General features: G+C 60.4%; 13 protein-coding genes. 7 read left to right on the top strand and 6 right to left on the bottom strand.

From position 1 onward, the window contains the following. The first annotated feature begins 201 nt into the window (after positions 1-201). Positions 202-684, top strand: coding sequence for a hypothetical protein (locus ACIQUI_RS02700; protein WP_403194744.1), 483 nt, complete (start codon positions 202-204; stop codon positions 682-684). Positions 685-755: 71 nt separating this feature from the next. Here ACIQUI_RS02700 and ACIQUI_RS02695 read toward each other — a convergent pair whose 3' ends face one another. Both ACIQUI_RS02695 and ACIQUI_RS02690 read right to left on the bottom strand, forming a co-directional pair. After that, complete coding sequence (locus ACIQUI_RS02695; RefSeq protein WP_403194742.1) at positions 756-1,973, bottom strand: argininosuccinate synthase; 1,218 nt, start codon at positions 1,971-1,973, stop codon at positions 756-758. A gap of 480 nt (positions 1,974-2,453) precedes the next feature. Beyond that, the gene (locus tag ACIQUI_RS02690) at positions 2,454-3,374 is read right to left on the bottom strand and encodes an OmpA family protein (RefSeq protein ID WP_403194741.1); all 921 of its coding nucleotides are present in this window, start codon (positions 3,372-3,374) and stop codon (positions 2,454-2,456) included. A 130-nt stretch (positions 3,375-3,504) separates the two neighbouring features. On the opposite strand from ACIQUI_RS02690, the gene pyrC reads away from it, so the two are divergent. Further along, positions 3,505-4,551, top strand: a complete 1,047-nt coding sequence (gene pyrC, locus ACIQUI_RS02685; protein WP_403194739.1) for a dihydroorotase — start codon at positions 3,505-3,507, stop codon at positions 4,549-4,551. A 23-nt stretch (positions 4,552-4,574) separates the two neighbouring features. After that, positions 4,575-5,222 carry a ribonuclease T gene (gene rnt, locus ACIQUI_RS02680; RefSeq protein WP_391138263.1) on the top strand — a complete coding sequence of 216 codons (648 nt, stop codon included), beginning with the start codon at positions 4,575-4,577 and terminating at the stop codon, positions 5,220-5,222. Positions 5,223-5,388: 166 nt separating this feature from the next. Here rnt and ACIQUI_RS02675 read toward each other — a convergent pair whose 3' ends face one another. Further along, the gene (locus ACIQUI_RS02675; RefSeq protein ID WP_403194819.1) at positions 5,389-6,699 is read right to left on the bottom strand and encodes an IS4 family transposase; all 1,311 of its coding nucleotides are present in this window, start codon (positions 6,697-6,699) and stop codon (positions 5,389-5,391) included. A gap of 120 nt (positions 6,700-6,819) precedes the next feature. Next, positions 6,820-7,422, bottom strand: coding sequence for a peroxiredoxin (locus tag ACIQUI_RS02670; RefSeq protein WP_264360545.1), 603 nt, complete (start codon positions 7,420-7,422; stop codon positions 6,820-6,822). 224 nt (positions 7,423-7,646) lie between these two features. On the opposite strand from ACIQUI_RS02670, the gene ACIQUI_RS02665 reads away from it, so the two are divergent. Both ACIQUI_RS02665 and bfr read left to right on the top strand, forming a co-directional pair. Beyond that, positions 7,647-7,865, top strand: coding sequence for a bacterioferritin-associated ferredoxin (locus ACIQUI_RS02665; protein WP_045185737.1), 219 nt, complete (start codon positions 7,647-7,649; stop codon positions 7,863-7,865). A gap of 201 nt (positions 7,866-8,066) precedes the next feature. Next, entirely contained in the window at positions 8,067-8,540 is a 474-nt protein-coding gene (gene bfr / locus ACIQUI_RS02660) for a bacterioferritin (protein WP_060497889.1), read from the top strand. Between the two features lie 57 nt (positions 8,541-8,597). Here the strand turns inward: bfr and grxD are convergent, their stop codons facing one another. Continuing rightward, positions 8,598-8,933: a Grx4 family monothiol glutaredoxin gene (gene grxD, locus ACIQUI_RS02655; RefSeq protein WP_056802131.1), complete on the bottom strand. Its 336-nt coding sequence runs from the start codon at positions 8,931-8,933 to the stop codon at positions 8,598-8,600. 91 nt (positions 8,934-9,024) lie between these two features. Further along, positions 9,025-11,133, bottom strand: coding sequence for a molybdopterin oxidoreductase family protein (locus tag ACIQUI_RS02650; protein WP_403194736.1), 2,109 nt, complete (start codon positions 11,131-11,133; stop codon positions 9,025-9,027). Between the two features lie 374 nt (positions 11,134-11,507). Between ACIQUI_RS02650 and argF the strand changes: the two genes are divergently transcribed. Together argF and ACIQUI_RS02640 are read left to right on the top strand one after the other, a co-directional pair. Beyond that, complete coding sequence (argF, locus tag ACIQUI_RS02645; protein ID WP_403194735.1) at positions 11,508-12,428, top strand: ornithine carbamoyltransferase; 921 nt, start codon at positions 11,508-11,510, stop codon at positions 12,426-12,428. Further along, positions 12,425-13,534, top strand: a complete 1,110-nt coding sequence (locus ACIQUI_RS02640) for an ABC transporter ATP-binding protein (RefSeq protein ID WP_403194733.1) — start codon at positions 12,425-12,427, stop codon at positions 13,532-13,534. Before argF ends, ACIQUI_RS02640 begins: the two co-directional genes overlap by 4 nt. Positions 13,535-13,669: the final 135 nt, after the last annotated feature.

Raw genomic sequence — 13,669 nt, 5'->3', positions numbered from 1 at the left:
ACCAAACCGACGTTATCACCCGGCTTCAACCGTGTACTAGTTGAAAACTGACGCTCACTTGAAGAAAAATCCAATTCAACCACGATGAAAATTCAAGGTATCCAGAACATCTGGCGATTACTCCTCCCTCGGAAACCCGTCCAGTCTTTAGTTGAGTGCAACGGTAAGGTAAAGATGGGTAAAACCGCTGGAGACGGCCATATGACCCAAGCACAACCTGTTGCCCCGCTGACGATCATTGCCATCTTCGCGGGGATTATCGAAGCCTCCGCCCTTGCCACACTGCCGTTTCTCAGCGAGGCCAGTCAAAAGCTCTACACCTGGTTTCTGGTGGGTTTCCCGTTCTTCCTGACGGCGCTGTTCTTCCTCACGCTCAACTTCAACTACAAGTCGTTCTACAGCCCACCCGTCGCCAGCGTGACAAACGACAACACCCCTTCAGCGAACACCCAGAGCATGCCTGCCGCCCCAAGCAATGCCTGTGAGACGGTTAAAAGCGAGCCCGTGACGTTCATGTTTACCGGCCCCGACGCCAACCGCATGTTGGAGCAGCATCTTCTGTCTGCACTCGCCCAACCCGCCGTACCAGCGCGTACCTGGCGCTTTTGCAATCTGGAAAGACACCAATGTGCACAGCTATCGATCAGCCCGCTTGAAGATGATCTTGCAGGCGACCAACCCTGATCACCCTGGCGTTTCTTCAGGCATAAAAAAACCCCGGCCTGAACCGGGGTTTTTCAAGCAACCGCCAGCTATCAGAGCAGCGAACGGCCCTTGTTGGCAGCGATGCGCATGCGCAGTGCGTTCAGCTTGATGAAGCCGGCAGCGTCCGCCTGGTTGTAGGCGCCGCCATCTTCTTCGAAGGTCGCGATATTGGCGTCGAACAGCGAGTCGTCCGACTTACGGCCGACTACGGTGACATTGCCCTTGTACAGCTTCAGGCGTACCACGCCATTCACGTTGACCTGCGAAGCGTCGATCATCTGCTGCAGCATCAGACGCTCCGGGCTCCACCAGTAGCCGGTGTAGATCAGGCTGGCGTACTTCGGCATCAGCTCATCTTTCAGGTGAGCGACTTCACGGTCCAGGGTGATCGACTCGATGGCACGGTGAGCCTTGAGCATGATGGTACCGCCCGGGGTCTCGTAGCAGCCACGCGACTTCATGCCGACATAACGGTTTTCGACGATGTCCAGGCGGCCGATACCGTTGGCACCACCGATGCGGTTCAGTTCGGCCAGGACGGTGGCCGGGGACTTCTCTACGCCATCGATGGCAACGATGTCACCATTACGGTAGGTCAGCTCGATGTAGGTGGCCTGGTCCGGGGCGTTCTCAGGCGAGACGCTCCATTTCCACATGTCTTCTTCGTGCTCGGTCCAGGTATCTTCCAGGACACCGCCTTCGTAGGAGATGTGCAGCAGGTTGGCGTCCATCGAGTACGGCGACTTCTTCTTGCCGTGGCGCTCGATCGGGATACCGTGCTTCTCGGCGTAGTCCATCAGTTTCTCGCGGGACAGCAGGTCCCACTCACGCCATGGGGCGATGACCTTGACGCCTGGCTTCAGCGCGTAGGCACCCAGTTCGAAACGAACCTGGTCGTTGCCTTTGCCGGTGGCGCCATGGGAAATGGCGTCAGCACCGGTTTCGTTGGCGATTTCGATCAGGCGCTTGGCAATCAGCGGGCGGGCGATGGAAGTACCCAGCAGGTACTCGCCTTCGTAGACGGTGTTGGCGCGGAACATCGGGAACACGAAATCACGCACGAATTCTTCGCGCAGGTCGTCGATGTAGATCTCTTTAACGCCCATTGCCTGGGCCTTGGCACGGGCCGGCTCGACCTCTTCGCCTTGACCCAGGTCAGCGGTGAAGGTCACCACTTCGCAGTTATAGGTATCCTGCAGCCACTTGAGAATCACCGAAGTATCAAGGCCGCCGGAATACGCCAGTACGACCTTTTTTACGTCCGCCATGCCATCACTCCACGGGGTTGTACGGAAAGGGATCGATTCTAACGGCCTTGCGGACAAATTTACAGTGGGGCGACAGCTTCTGACGACAAAGCGACAGGAAGTGTCGGAAGGGCGACGGGGATTGTGAGAGGGACTTCTGGATATCTGGTCAGGCCATGGAAGTGCATGCCTTGAGAGGTGTGCCGCCTGTGAGATCGAGCGCCGCCCACGCGGCGCTTCGCGGGGCAAGCCCGCTCCCACATTTGTTGCAACGTGACCATGCCTGTGGAAGCGGCGTTGCCCGCCTTGGTGTATGTCTCAAGACAGGTGGGACGACGGATGCGCCAGTCGAGAAATCCAGACAGGGCAACAAGGCTGACAACCATGGCCTGACAGGTTCGGCACGTTGCAACAAATGTGGGAGCGGGCTTGCCCCGCGAAGCGCCGCGCGGGCGGCGCTCGATCTCATAGGCGCTGAAAATCTTGTGACAAACGCTCAGTTCACGGCGCCTTGGCTGGCGCAGCGGGCGCGGCTTGCTCCACCGGTTTCTCCACCGGCTTCACAATCACCGTAACCCGGTCCAGCTCGATATTTACACGCCGATTGCGCGCCCGATTGGCAGCGCTGTTGTTCTTCACCAACGGGTATTGCTCACCATGGAAGCGCACGATGATCTGATCTTCCGCCACACCATGGGCCTTGAAGTAATCAGCCACCGCGAGCGCACGACGGCGCGACAGGTCGCGGTTGGTCAGGCGGTTGCCACTGTTGTCGGAGTGGCCGTCGAGTTCGATGTGGTTAACGGTCGGGTCGGCTTTCATGTAATCGAGGATCAGGTCCAGCCGCGCCTTGGCGGCCTCATCCAGGTCGATGCCGCCCCCCGGGAAGCCCACCTGGGTCTGGCGCACCTGGTCGTAGTTCATCGCCAGGAGCTTGCCAGCACACACAAGATAGTCGCTGTACGCCTTGGCAAAGCTGACCGGCAACACGCGCACCTCCATCGGCCTGCCCGCCTCACCGGTATAATTGCGCACCACCGTGCTGCGCCCGTCGAGCAGGCCGTTGATCAGGCGACTGGCCTGCCCTTGGGATGAGCTGAACAACACACCTGTGCGGGCCAAGCGCACAGTGCCCAGGTTGATATCGCCGCGCCCAGGTTGCCACGGCGCGGCCGCCGCCAGCAGGCTGGCGCTGCCTGCACCCAGCACGTTGCTATCCGAACGCAACTGGAACACCGGCTGCTCACCTGCCCGGCGCACGAACTCTGCGCTGCCAAAACCTTCGATCGGCTGGATCAGTCGGCACTCGAACTGGTCACCCTCGACCTTCCAGGCAATGTTCTCCATGCGCGTCTGGAAAGTCAGTGCGCCGGCCGGCAGGCTGGCGAACAGGGTCAACAGGGCTAGGTAACGCTGGCGCACGGGCGGCTCCACAAATTCTGACGGCTTACCTGCAGGCTATCGGACGCAGGCCGGAAAACTTGATAGCCGTGCTCGCCCCAGGGTTTTCCGGTAGCATTGGGGCTTGAGTTCGACCCGCCTGGAATCCCCAATGTCCGATCGCCTGACCCTCCTGCGCCCCGACGACTGGCACATCCATCTGCGCGATGGTGCCGTCCTGCCCCACACCGTTGGCGACGTGGCGCGCACTTTCGCCCGTGCCATCATCATGCCTAACCTGGTTCCGCCAGTGCGCAATGCCACCGAGGCCGGCGCCTACCGTGAGCGCATCCTGGCCGCCCGCCCTGCCGGCAGCCGCTTCGAGCCGCTGATGGTGCTGTACCTCACCGACCGCACCAGCCCTGAAGACATCCGCGCGGCCAAGGCCAGCGGTATCGTGTACGCCGCCAAACTGTACCCGGCCGGCGCCACCACGAACTCCGACTCCGGCGTGACCAGCATCGACAACATCTTCCCGGCCATCGAGGCGCTGGCAGAAGTCGGCATGCCGCTGCTGGTGCATGGCGAAGTGACCCGCAGCGAGATCGACGTGTTCGACCGTGAAAAACGCTTCATCGACGAGCACATGCGCCGCGTGGTCGAACGCTTCCCCACGCTGAAAGTGGTGTTTGAGCACATCACCACCAGCGACGCCGCGCAGTTCGTCACCGAGGCCTCGGCCAACGTCGGCGCAACCATCACCGCGCAGCACCTGCTGTACAACCGCAACCACATGCTGGTTGGCGGCATTCGCCCGCACTTCTACTGCCTGCCGATCCTCAAGCGCAACACCCACCAGGTGGCGCTGCTGGACGCGGCCACCAGTGGCAACCCGAAGTTCTTCCTCGGCACCGACTCGGCGCCGCACGCCCGTCACGCCAAGGAAGCGGCTTGCGGATGCGCCGGTTGCTATACCGCCTATGCGGCCATCGAAATGTACGCCGAAGCGTTCGAGCAGCGTAACGCGCTGGACAAGCTGGAAGGCTTTGCCAGCCTGCACGGCCCGGCCTTCTACGGCCTGCCGGCGAACACCGACACCATTACCCTGGTGCGTGAAGAATGGACCGCCCCGGACAGCCTGCCGTTTGGCGAGCAGACCGTAATCCCGTTGCGCGCTGGTGAAAAACTGCGCTGGCGCCTGCTGGAGGACAACGCGTGAGCGAAGACCTTTACGAAGACGACATGGACAGCCAGGGCAGCGGCGGTCCGCGCCACCCGATGGCCGAGCGCTTCCGCGGCTACCTGCCAGTAGTGGTGGACGTGGAGACGGGCGGTTTCAACAGCGCCACCGATGCCCTGCTGGAAATTGCCGCAGTCACCATCGGCATGGACGAGAAAGGTTTCCTGTTCCCCGAGCACACCTACTTCCACCGGGTAGAGCCGTTCGAGGGCGCCAACATCGAGCAAGCGGCGCTGGAGTTCACCGGGATCAAGCTGGACCACCCGCTGCGCATGGCTGTCAGCGAGGAAAGCGCGCTGACAGACATCTTCCGCGGCGTACGCAAGGCGCTCAAGGCCAACGGCTGCAAGCGGGCGATCCTGGTCGGCCACAACAGCAGCTTCGACCTGGGCTTCCTCAACGCAGCGGTGGCACGCAACGACCTGAAGCGCAACCCGTTCCACCCGTTCTCCAGCTTCGACACTGCAACCCTGGCGGGCCTGGCCTATGGGCAGACCGTGCTGGCACGGGCTTGCCAGAGCGCCGACATCGACTTTGACGGGCGTGAGGCGCACTCGGCGCGTTACGACACCGAGAAGACGGCCGAACTGTTCTGCGGCATCGTCAACCGCTGGAAAGAGATGGGCGGCTGGCGCGATTTCAACGACTGAGCTGCAAAAGCATTCGCGGGCATGCCCGCTCCCACAAGTTCACCTATGCCTTCAGGCATGCAGAGAACCTGTGGGAGCGGGCGCGCCCGCGAAGAGGCCGGCACAGGACGGCACAAAAAAACCGGCCACAAGGGCTAATGCCAGTCAGTTAAGCTGACTGGCATTTTCATTTTCGGGTCGGATATTTTGCGGGTCGTTGCTTCACTACTCTTGGGAACCAACGATCAGGTCGTCGATGAGGCAAGACATACTGCGCCGCTGATGCCTGCAGATCGGCCAGAAATCCTGGCAGGTTACCGGGATGATTCAGTGACGTGCCATGCAACAAGCCCAAGATTGCCCAGCTGCAGGCGGTAAAGCTCATTTCGCAGGGGTAGACGCCCGGGCACTGCTTCGACATCTGAACCATCTGATAACGCAACAGGTTGTAGCCCAGCAGTACGCCCCACAGCTCTTGCGCAATCATCTCTGGCGTCTTGCTTCTCAGCGTGTATTCACCGCCCAAGAGCCCTTGCTTGATCTCCCGGTAACCCAATTCGATTTCCCAGCGCTGACTGTAAAGATCGACGATCTCATCACCTGGGAAGCGCAGCGGATCGGTCATCGAGGTCAAGACGTTCACAACCTTTCCTTTGATCGTTTTGCTCAGCAGCCGCGCTCGAATCTCATCCGGCAAGCCTGGCCATTGCTTACGCGCCTGAGGCGATGTGCGCAGAACGACCAAAGCATCATTGCGCCCAAGCTTATGCTCTACCTCGTACTGACTACTCTTTTTCAAGGGGATCAGCCAGTGTCGATGCTCGCCTTGTGATTGCCAGTGATGCAGCAAGCCCAACGAGTAGGAACCTTTGTCGAAAAGGGTCAGGGAATGGTTCGGCGTGCTGGCAACCAGCTGTTCAGCCAGCTTCGTTTCACTGCTGTGATAGCTTTCAAAAGTGCTGCTGATCAGCAAATGGCTGGTCAGCTCCATCTGACAGACCATTCGAACTTGAGGAAAACCGCCGTCCCCATGCTGGTTGGTCGCACCACCGTAGAACGCGCGGTTCTCTGCCGTGTCAGGGGTGTTCCAAACGACGCCGTCCACGCCAAGCAGCGTCAGCCCCAACCATTGCGGGTGTTTGGTCTCTTCGTGCCATCGTTGCTGGGTGAGAGTGAAAACTTCACGCACCGCTTCGCTACCCAATCGCTGCCGACCTTGCACAACAGCACTGGGGGCAACGAGTGGCCGCTTGCCGGGCAGCATGATGTCCATGTGGTTCACGACATCCCAGGCTGACATGCGGCGGAACAACGCCATACCAATGATGCACCACACCAGGCTTTCAAGCGGCAGGCGGCGCTTGCGGATGGTTGAGACGCCAGCGGTCTCGAAAGCCTGCTTCACGATGTCCGGATCAAGCAAAGCCCCTAGCCCTTCAAGGGCATTTGGCCTGGATGCCATTTCGTGAGTGAGGGACAGTGCTTTTGCTAGGCGCATAAAAAATCCGATGCTCGTTTCCAAGCATCGGATTGTGCGGCCTACGGGCTAAAGCTCAAAGCGTCAGTCTTAACTGACTGGTATTAGCCATGAAGGCCGGTTTTTTTATGCGAGCGACAATTACAGCTTGCCGGCGTTCTCGCTCAGGTAGGCAGCAACGCCTTCTGGCGAAGCGTTCATGCCTTTGTCGCCTTTTTTCCAGTTGGCAGGGCAAACTTCGCCGTGCTCTTCGTGGAACTGCAGGGCGTCAACCAGGCGCAGCAGCTCGTCCATGTTGCGGCCCAGTGGCAGGTCGTTGACGATCTGCGAACGGACAACACCGTTGGTGTCGATCAGGAAGGCGCCACGGAAGGCTACGCCGCCTTCGGACTCGACGTCGTAGGCTTTGCAGATTTCGTGGGTGATGTCGGCAGCCAGGGTGTACTTCACCTGACCGATGCCGCCGTTGTTGACCGGGGTGTTACGCCAGGCGTTGTGGGTGAAGTGCGAGTCGATCGACACGCCGATCACTTCAACGTTGCGGGCCTGGAAGTCAGGGATGCGGTTGTCCAGGGCGATCAGCTCGGACGGGCAGACGAAGGTGAAGTCCAGCGGGTAGAAGAACACCAGGCCGTACTTGCCCTTGATGGCCGAAGCCAGGTTGAAGCTGTCGACGATCTCGCCATTGCCCAGCACAGCCGGAACGGTGAAATCGGGGGCTTTCTTACCAACGAGTACGCTCATTGTAATCTCCTGATGAGGGTGAAAAACCGTTTGCCGGGCCAGACGGGCTTGCCCGACATCCAACAAAGGCCGACCATCATACACGGCTTCTGATGACAGGCCGAATCCCTCGACAAAGCAACCGCCGGTCGCTCAAACACAGCCCTTCCAGAAAGTATTTTGACAAGCATTCTCATTAACATTAAGCTCCAACCCATCGACTCAACCAGCGATGGTCAGCCCTTATGTATGTGTGTCTTTGTGTCGGCGTCACCGACGGACAGATCCGCGACGCGATCTATGAAGGATGCTGCAGTTACAAGGAAGTGCGAGCCGCGACGAACGTCGCCAGCCAGTGTGGCAAATGTGCCTGCCTGGCCAAGCAAGTGGTCCGTGAGACCCTGACCGAGCTCCAGGTCAGCCAGGCAGCCCTGCCCTACCCCGTAGAATTTACTGCGGCCTGAATACCCCTATTTTGAAGAACCGGACCTCGTGTCCGGTTTTTTTATGCCTGTAATTCAATAAGTTAGCCCCGCAACGCGGTTCACAAACATTCTTATTCCTATTAATTTTCACTTATTATTCAACAACTTAGGTTTGACACACCTAAGTATCGGGCTCAAACTTCACTGTATTGGCACACTTCTACAGGGCAGGAACCCGCAATGAAAGGCGACGTAAGCGTCATCCAGCATCTCAACAAGATCCTCGGAAACGAGCTGGTCGCGATCAACCAGTACTTCCTGCACGCACGTATGTACGAAGATTGGGGCCTGAACAAACTCGGCAAGCTCGAGTACAAGGAATCCATCCACGCGATGAAAGACGCTGACAAACTGATCAAGCGTATTCTCTTCCTCGAAGGCATCCCGAACGTTCAGGACCTGGGCAAGCTGATGATCGGCGAGCACACCAAGGAAATGCTCGAGTGTGATCTGAAGCTCGAGAAGAAAGCCCTGGTAGACCTCAAGGCGGCCATTGCGCATTGCGAAACGGCTGGCGACTTCGGCTCGCGTGACATGCTTGAAGATATTCTCGAGTCCGAGGAAGAGCACATCGACTGGCTGGAAACCCAACTGGGGCTGATCGACAAGATCACTATCGAGAATTACCTGCAGTCGCAGATGGGCGAAGAGTAATTCTTCACCGCATAAAAAAACCCGCGATCCGCGGGTTTTTTTATGCTTGCCGGAAAATCAGGCTTCGGAAGCCTTGGCCTTGGCAGCCGCTTCCTTGATCAGGGTTTGCAACTCACCCTTCTCGAACATTTCCAGCATGATGTCGCTGCCGCCAACCAGCTCACCGGCTACCCACAGCTGCGGGAAGGTCGGCCAGTTGGCGTATTTTGGCAGGTTGGCACGGATTTCCGGGTTCTGCAGGATGTCGACGTAGGCGAACTTCTCGCCACAACCCATCACAGCTTGCGATGCCTTGGCCGAGAACCCGCACTGCGGGGCATTCGGCGAGCCTTTCATGTAAAGCAGAATGGTGTTGTTGGCAATCTGCTCTTTGATCGTTTCGATGATATCCATGTAGCACCTCGGCTGAACTTTCCGACGCGGTCGTCGGCACGGTGGCGCATTGTAACGGAAAGCCGAGCAGCGTGCTCGGCCTTACCATCGCTCATGCGGCCTCTACCTGCACGGGCACGCCATTGAGTGCGGCGTTACCGGAAACCGCGTCCCGAAAGCGCTCGTCAGTCAGGTCGTTGGCACTCACGCCCGGTTGTGCCTGGGCGACCTGCATGTGCACGCCCTGGCGGCCATGGCCGAAGCCATGGGGCAGGCTGACCACCCCCGGCATCATGTCCTCGCAGGCCAATACCTCGACTTCGAGGGCCCCCGTGCGCGAGCGGATACGCACCCGCTGGCCGTCCTGCAGGTGCCGCTGCTGCAAGTCTTGCGGGTGCATCAACAACTGATGACGCGGCTTGCCTTTCACCAGGCGATGGAAATTGTGCATCCACGAGTTGTTGCTGCGCACATGTCGGCGGCCAATCAGCAACAGTTCGCCGGCTGTCGGGGGCGCCTGTTGCGCCAGGCGCTGCAAGTCGTCCAGCAACACTTGGGGCGCCGCTTCGACCGCCTTGCTGGCAGTTGCCAGGCGCGCAGCGAGGTTACTGCGCAAAGGGCCCAGATCAAGCCCGTGCGGGTGATTGGCCAGCGTCGCCAGCGAGAGCTGCCAGGGCGTTGCCTCACCGTATGGCCCTTTGCGCAGGGCCATGTCGATCATCTGCGCCGGGGCCCAGGTCGGTTTCAACTCCAGCTCGGCTCGCCTGGCAAACGCCTGCGCCAGGCCGACGAATATTTCCCAGTCGTGCAGGGCGCCTTGCGGCTTGGCCAGGATCGCCCGGTTGAAGCGGGTGACGTTGCGCACGGCCAACAGGTTGAAGGTGCTGTCGTAGTGATCATTTTCCAGCGCTGAGGTGGATGGCAGGATCAGGTCGGCATGGCGGGTGGTTTCGTTGATGTAGAGGTCGATGCTGAGCATGAATTCAAGCCCTTCCAGCGCCGCATCCAGCTGGCGACCGTTAGGCGTGGACAGCACGGGGTTGCCGGCCACTGTAACCAGGGCACGCACCTGTCCTTCGCCAGGTGTCAGCATCTCTTCGGCCAGGGCCGCTACGGGCAACTCGCCGCCGTACTCGGGCAAGCCCGATACCCGACTTTGCCAGGCGTTGAAGTGGCCGCCAGAGGTGGTCGCGACCAGGTCGACAGCAGGCTCCGTGCACAACGCGCCGCCTTCACGATCGAGGTTGCCGGTGACCAGGTTGATCAGCTGCATCAACCAGTGGCAGAGCGTACCGAAAGCCTGGGTGGAGACACCCATGCGGCCGTAGCACACGGCTTTGCCTGCGGCAGCGAAATCCCGTGCCAGCTGGCGGATATCCGCCGCGGCAATGCCGCAGTGCGCACTCACGGCCTCGGCGCTGAGCGGCGCCAGTGCTTCGCGCACCTGCTGCAGGCCATTGACCGATAAATGCGAGCCCTGCCCCAGGCCCTCTTCGAACAGGGTATTGAGCAGGCCGCACAGCAAGGCCGCATCCCCACCCGGGCGAATGAACAGGTGGGTATCGGCAATCGCCGCCGTTTCGCTACGCCGGGGGTCTACGACCACCAGGCGCCCGCCCCGCCCACGCAGGGCCTTCAGGCGCTTTTCCACATCTGGCACGGTCATGATGCTGCCGTTGGAAGCCAGCGGGTTGCCACCGAGAATCAGCATGAAGTCGGTATGGTCGATGTCCGGGATCGGCAGCAGCAGGCCATGCCCATACATCAGGTGGCTGACCAAATGTTGTGGGAGCTGGTCCACCGAGGTGGCCGAAAAACGATTGCGCGTCTTGAGCAGGCCGAGGAAGTAGTTGCTGTGGGTCATCAAGCCATAGTTATGCACGCTCGGGTTGCCCTGGTACACGGCCACGGCATTGCGCCCGTGCGCCTGCTGGATTGCCCACAGCTTGTCGGCAGCCAGGTCAAAGGCTTCATCCCAGCCGATGGCTTCCCAGCGCTCACCCACCCGTTTGTGCGGCTGACGCAAGCGGTCAGGGTCGCTCTGGATGTCCTGCAAGGCCACCGCCTTGGGGCAGACGTGGCCACGGCTGAATGGGTCCTGGGGGTCGCCTTTGATCGAGCTGACAAGCGCACGCCCGTCATCCTCATGGCTGACTTCAATGTTCAGCCCGCAGATCGCTTCGCACAGGTGACAGGCACGGTGATGCAGGGTCTTGGTCATGGCCGCCTCTGCCTTGTTGTTGTCGAACACTGACTATGCGCCCGGCCCCTGCCCCAGGCCAGCGCGCTTTGCCGCGTGAATCCACCGACATCAGGCGCACGATTTGCGACAGCCATTTGCCAAATTGCCAGCAAGCCGTGTACAACCCTGTGTAGTAAATAAAAAACAGCACCGGCCAGCGGGTAAAGACACCCTTTGCAACATCCTTTCGAATGGGCCGCTGTTTCCCCCCTTGGCTTCAGGCGACATTTACTTATAGTATTGCGCCTTTCCCTATTTCGTCCGCCCCGTGCGGCTTACGCCGCAGGTCACTCCCGTTGTCAAAAAAAACCATACGGTCGACCTGCATACCGTTGCAGATAAGGTAGTCAATCATGAGCGCTAGGCACTTTCTCTCCCTGCTGGACTTCACCACCGACGAATTGCTCGGGGTGATCCGCCGCGGCATCGAGCTGAAGGACCTGCGCAAGCGAGGCGTGCTGTTCGAGCCCCTGAAGAGCCGTGTGCTGGGCATGATCTTCGAGAAGTCCTCGACCCGCACCCGCGTATCGTTCGAGGCCGGCATGATCCAGCTTGGTGGCCAGGCCATCTTCCTGTCGCCACGCGACACGCAGCTGGGCCGTGGCGAGCCGATTGGTGACAGCGCCATCGTGCTGTCGAGCATGCTCGACGTGGTGATGATCCGTACCCACGCCCACAGCACCCTGACCGAATTCGCCGCCAAATCGCGCGTGCCGGTGATCAACGGCCTGTCCGACGAGTCGCACCCGTGCCAGCTGCTGGCCGACATGCAGACGTTCCTTGAACACCGCGGTTCGATCCAAGGCAAGACCGTGACCTGGATCGGCGATGGCTTCAACATGTGCAACTCTTATATCGAGGCCGCCCGGCAGTTCGATTTCCAGCTGCGCATCGCCTGCCCCGAAGGCTACGAACCGGATGAGCGCTTCATGGCCCTGGGCGGCGACCGCGTGCAGATCATCCGTGATGCCAAGGAAGCCGTGCGCGGCGCACACCTGGTAGTCACTGATGTCTGGACTTCGATGGGCCAAGAGGAGGAAACTGCACGGCGCCTGGCGCATTTCGCGCCTTACCAGGTCACCCGCGAACTGCTCGACCTGGCGGCACCCGATGTCCTCTTCATGCACTGCCTGCCCGCCCACCGTGGCGAGGAAATCAGCCAGGACCTGCTCGACGACCCACGTTCGGTCGCCTGGGACGAGGCTGAAAACCGCCTGCATGCACAGAAGGCGCTTCTCGAATTCCTTGTAGAACCGGCTTACCACCACGCATGAGTCAAACCCTACTGCTCAACCTGCGTAACCTCGCCTGCGGCTATGGCGACCAGCGCATCGTCCAGAACCTCAACCTGCACCTGAACGCAGGCGACATCGGTTGCCTGCTGGGTTCATCCGGTTGTGGCAAAACCACTACCTTGCGCGCCATTGCCGGCTTCGAACCGGTACACGAAGGTGAGATCCAGCTGGCTGGGGACGTGATTTCCCGCGCTGGTTTCACCCTGGCCCCGGAAAAGCGCCGCATCGGCATGGTGTTCCAGGACTACGCGCTGTTCCCGCACCTGACCGTGGCGCAGAACATTGCCTTTGGCATCGCCAAGCACCCGCGGCAGGCCGAGGTCATCGAAGAGATGCTCGAGCTGGTCAAGCTGGGCGGCCTGGGTGGGCGTTACCCCCATGAGCTTTCTGGCGGCCAGCAGCAACGGGTCGCACTGGCCCGTGCGCTGGCGCCTGAACCCCAGCTGCTGCTGCTCGACGAACCGTTTTCCAACCTTGACGTTGAGCTGCGCCGGCGCCTGAGCCATGAGGTTCGCGACATTCTCAAGAGCCGTGGCACCAGCGCCATCCTGGTGACCCATGACCAGGAAGAAGCCTTTGCCGTCAGCGACCAGGTAGGCGTGTTCAAGGAAGGCCGCCTGGAGCAGTGGGACACGCCCTACAATCTTTACCACGAGCCGCAGACGCCCTTCGTGGCCAGCTTCGTTGGCCAGGGTTACTTCATCCGTGGACAGATGAGCAGCCACGAAGCGGTCAATACCGAACTGGGTGAACTGCGCGGCAACCGCGCCTACATAATGGCGCCGGGCAGCTCGGTGGATGTGCTGTTGCGCCCCGACGATATCGTTCATGCGCCAGACAGCCCGCTGCGGGCGGCCATCGTTGGCAAGAGTTTCCTTGGGGCATCGACCTTGTACCGCCTGCAGCTGCCAACCGGCAGCCAGCTGGAAGCGATTTTCCCCAGCCATGTCGACCATCAGGTCGGTGGCGATGTGGGGATTGCGGTGAAAGCCGATCACCTGGTGCTGTTCCCGGTGCCGGGCAGTGTGGCGGCGCAGTTGCCGCGGCAGGAGAACGGCGTTCGCCGGTACAGCTCGGCGACCTGATTCCAGATCCTTGGGGCCGCTTCGCGGCCCATCGCCGGCAAGCCAGCTCCCACAGGATCACCACAAGCCCTGAAGGTAGCGCTGTACTTGTGGGAGCGGGCAAGCCCGCGAAGGGCTGCAAAGCAGCCCCAAAAA

The sequence above is a fragment of the Pseudomonas sp. NPDC090592 genome (assembly GCF_044769185.1).
Classification (GTDB): Bacteria; Pseudomonadota; Gammaproteobacteria; order Pseudomonadales; family Pseudomonadaceae; genus Aquipseudomonas.
This window is presented reverse-complemented; position numbering and strand designations above follow the sequence as displayed.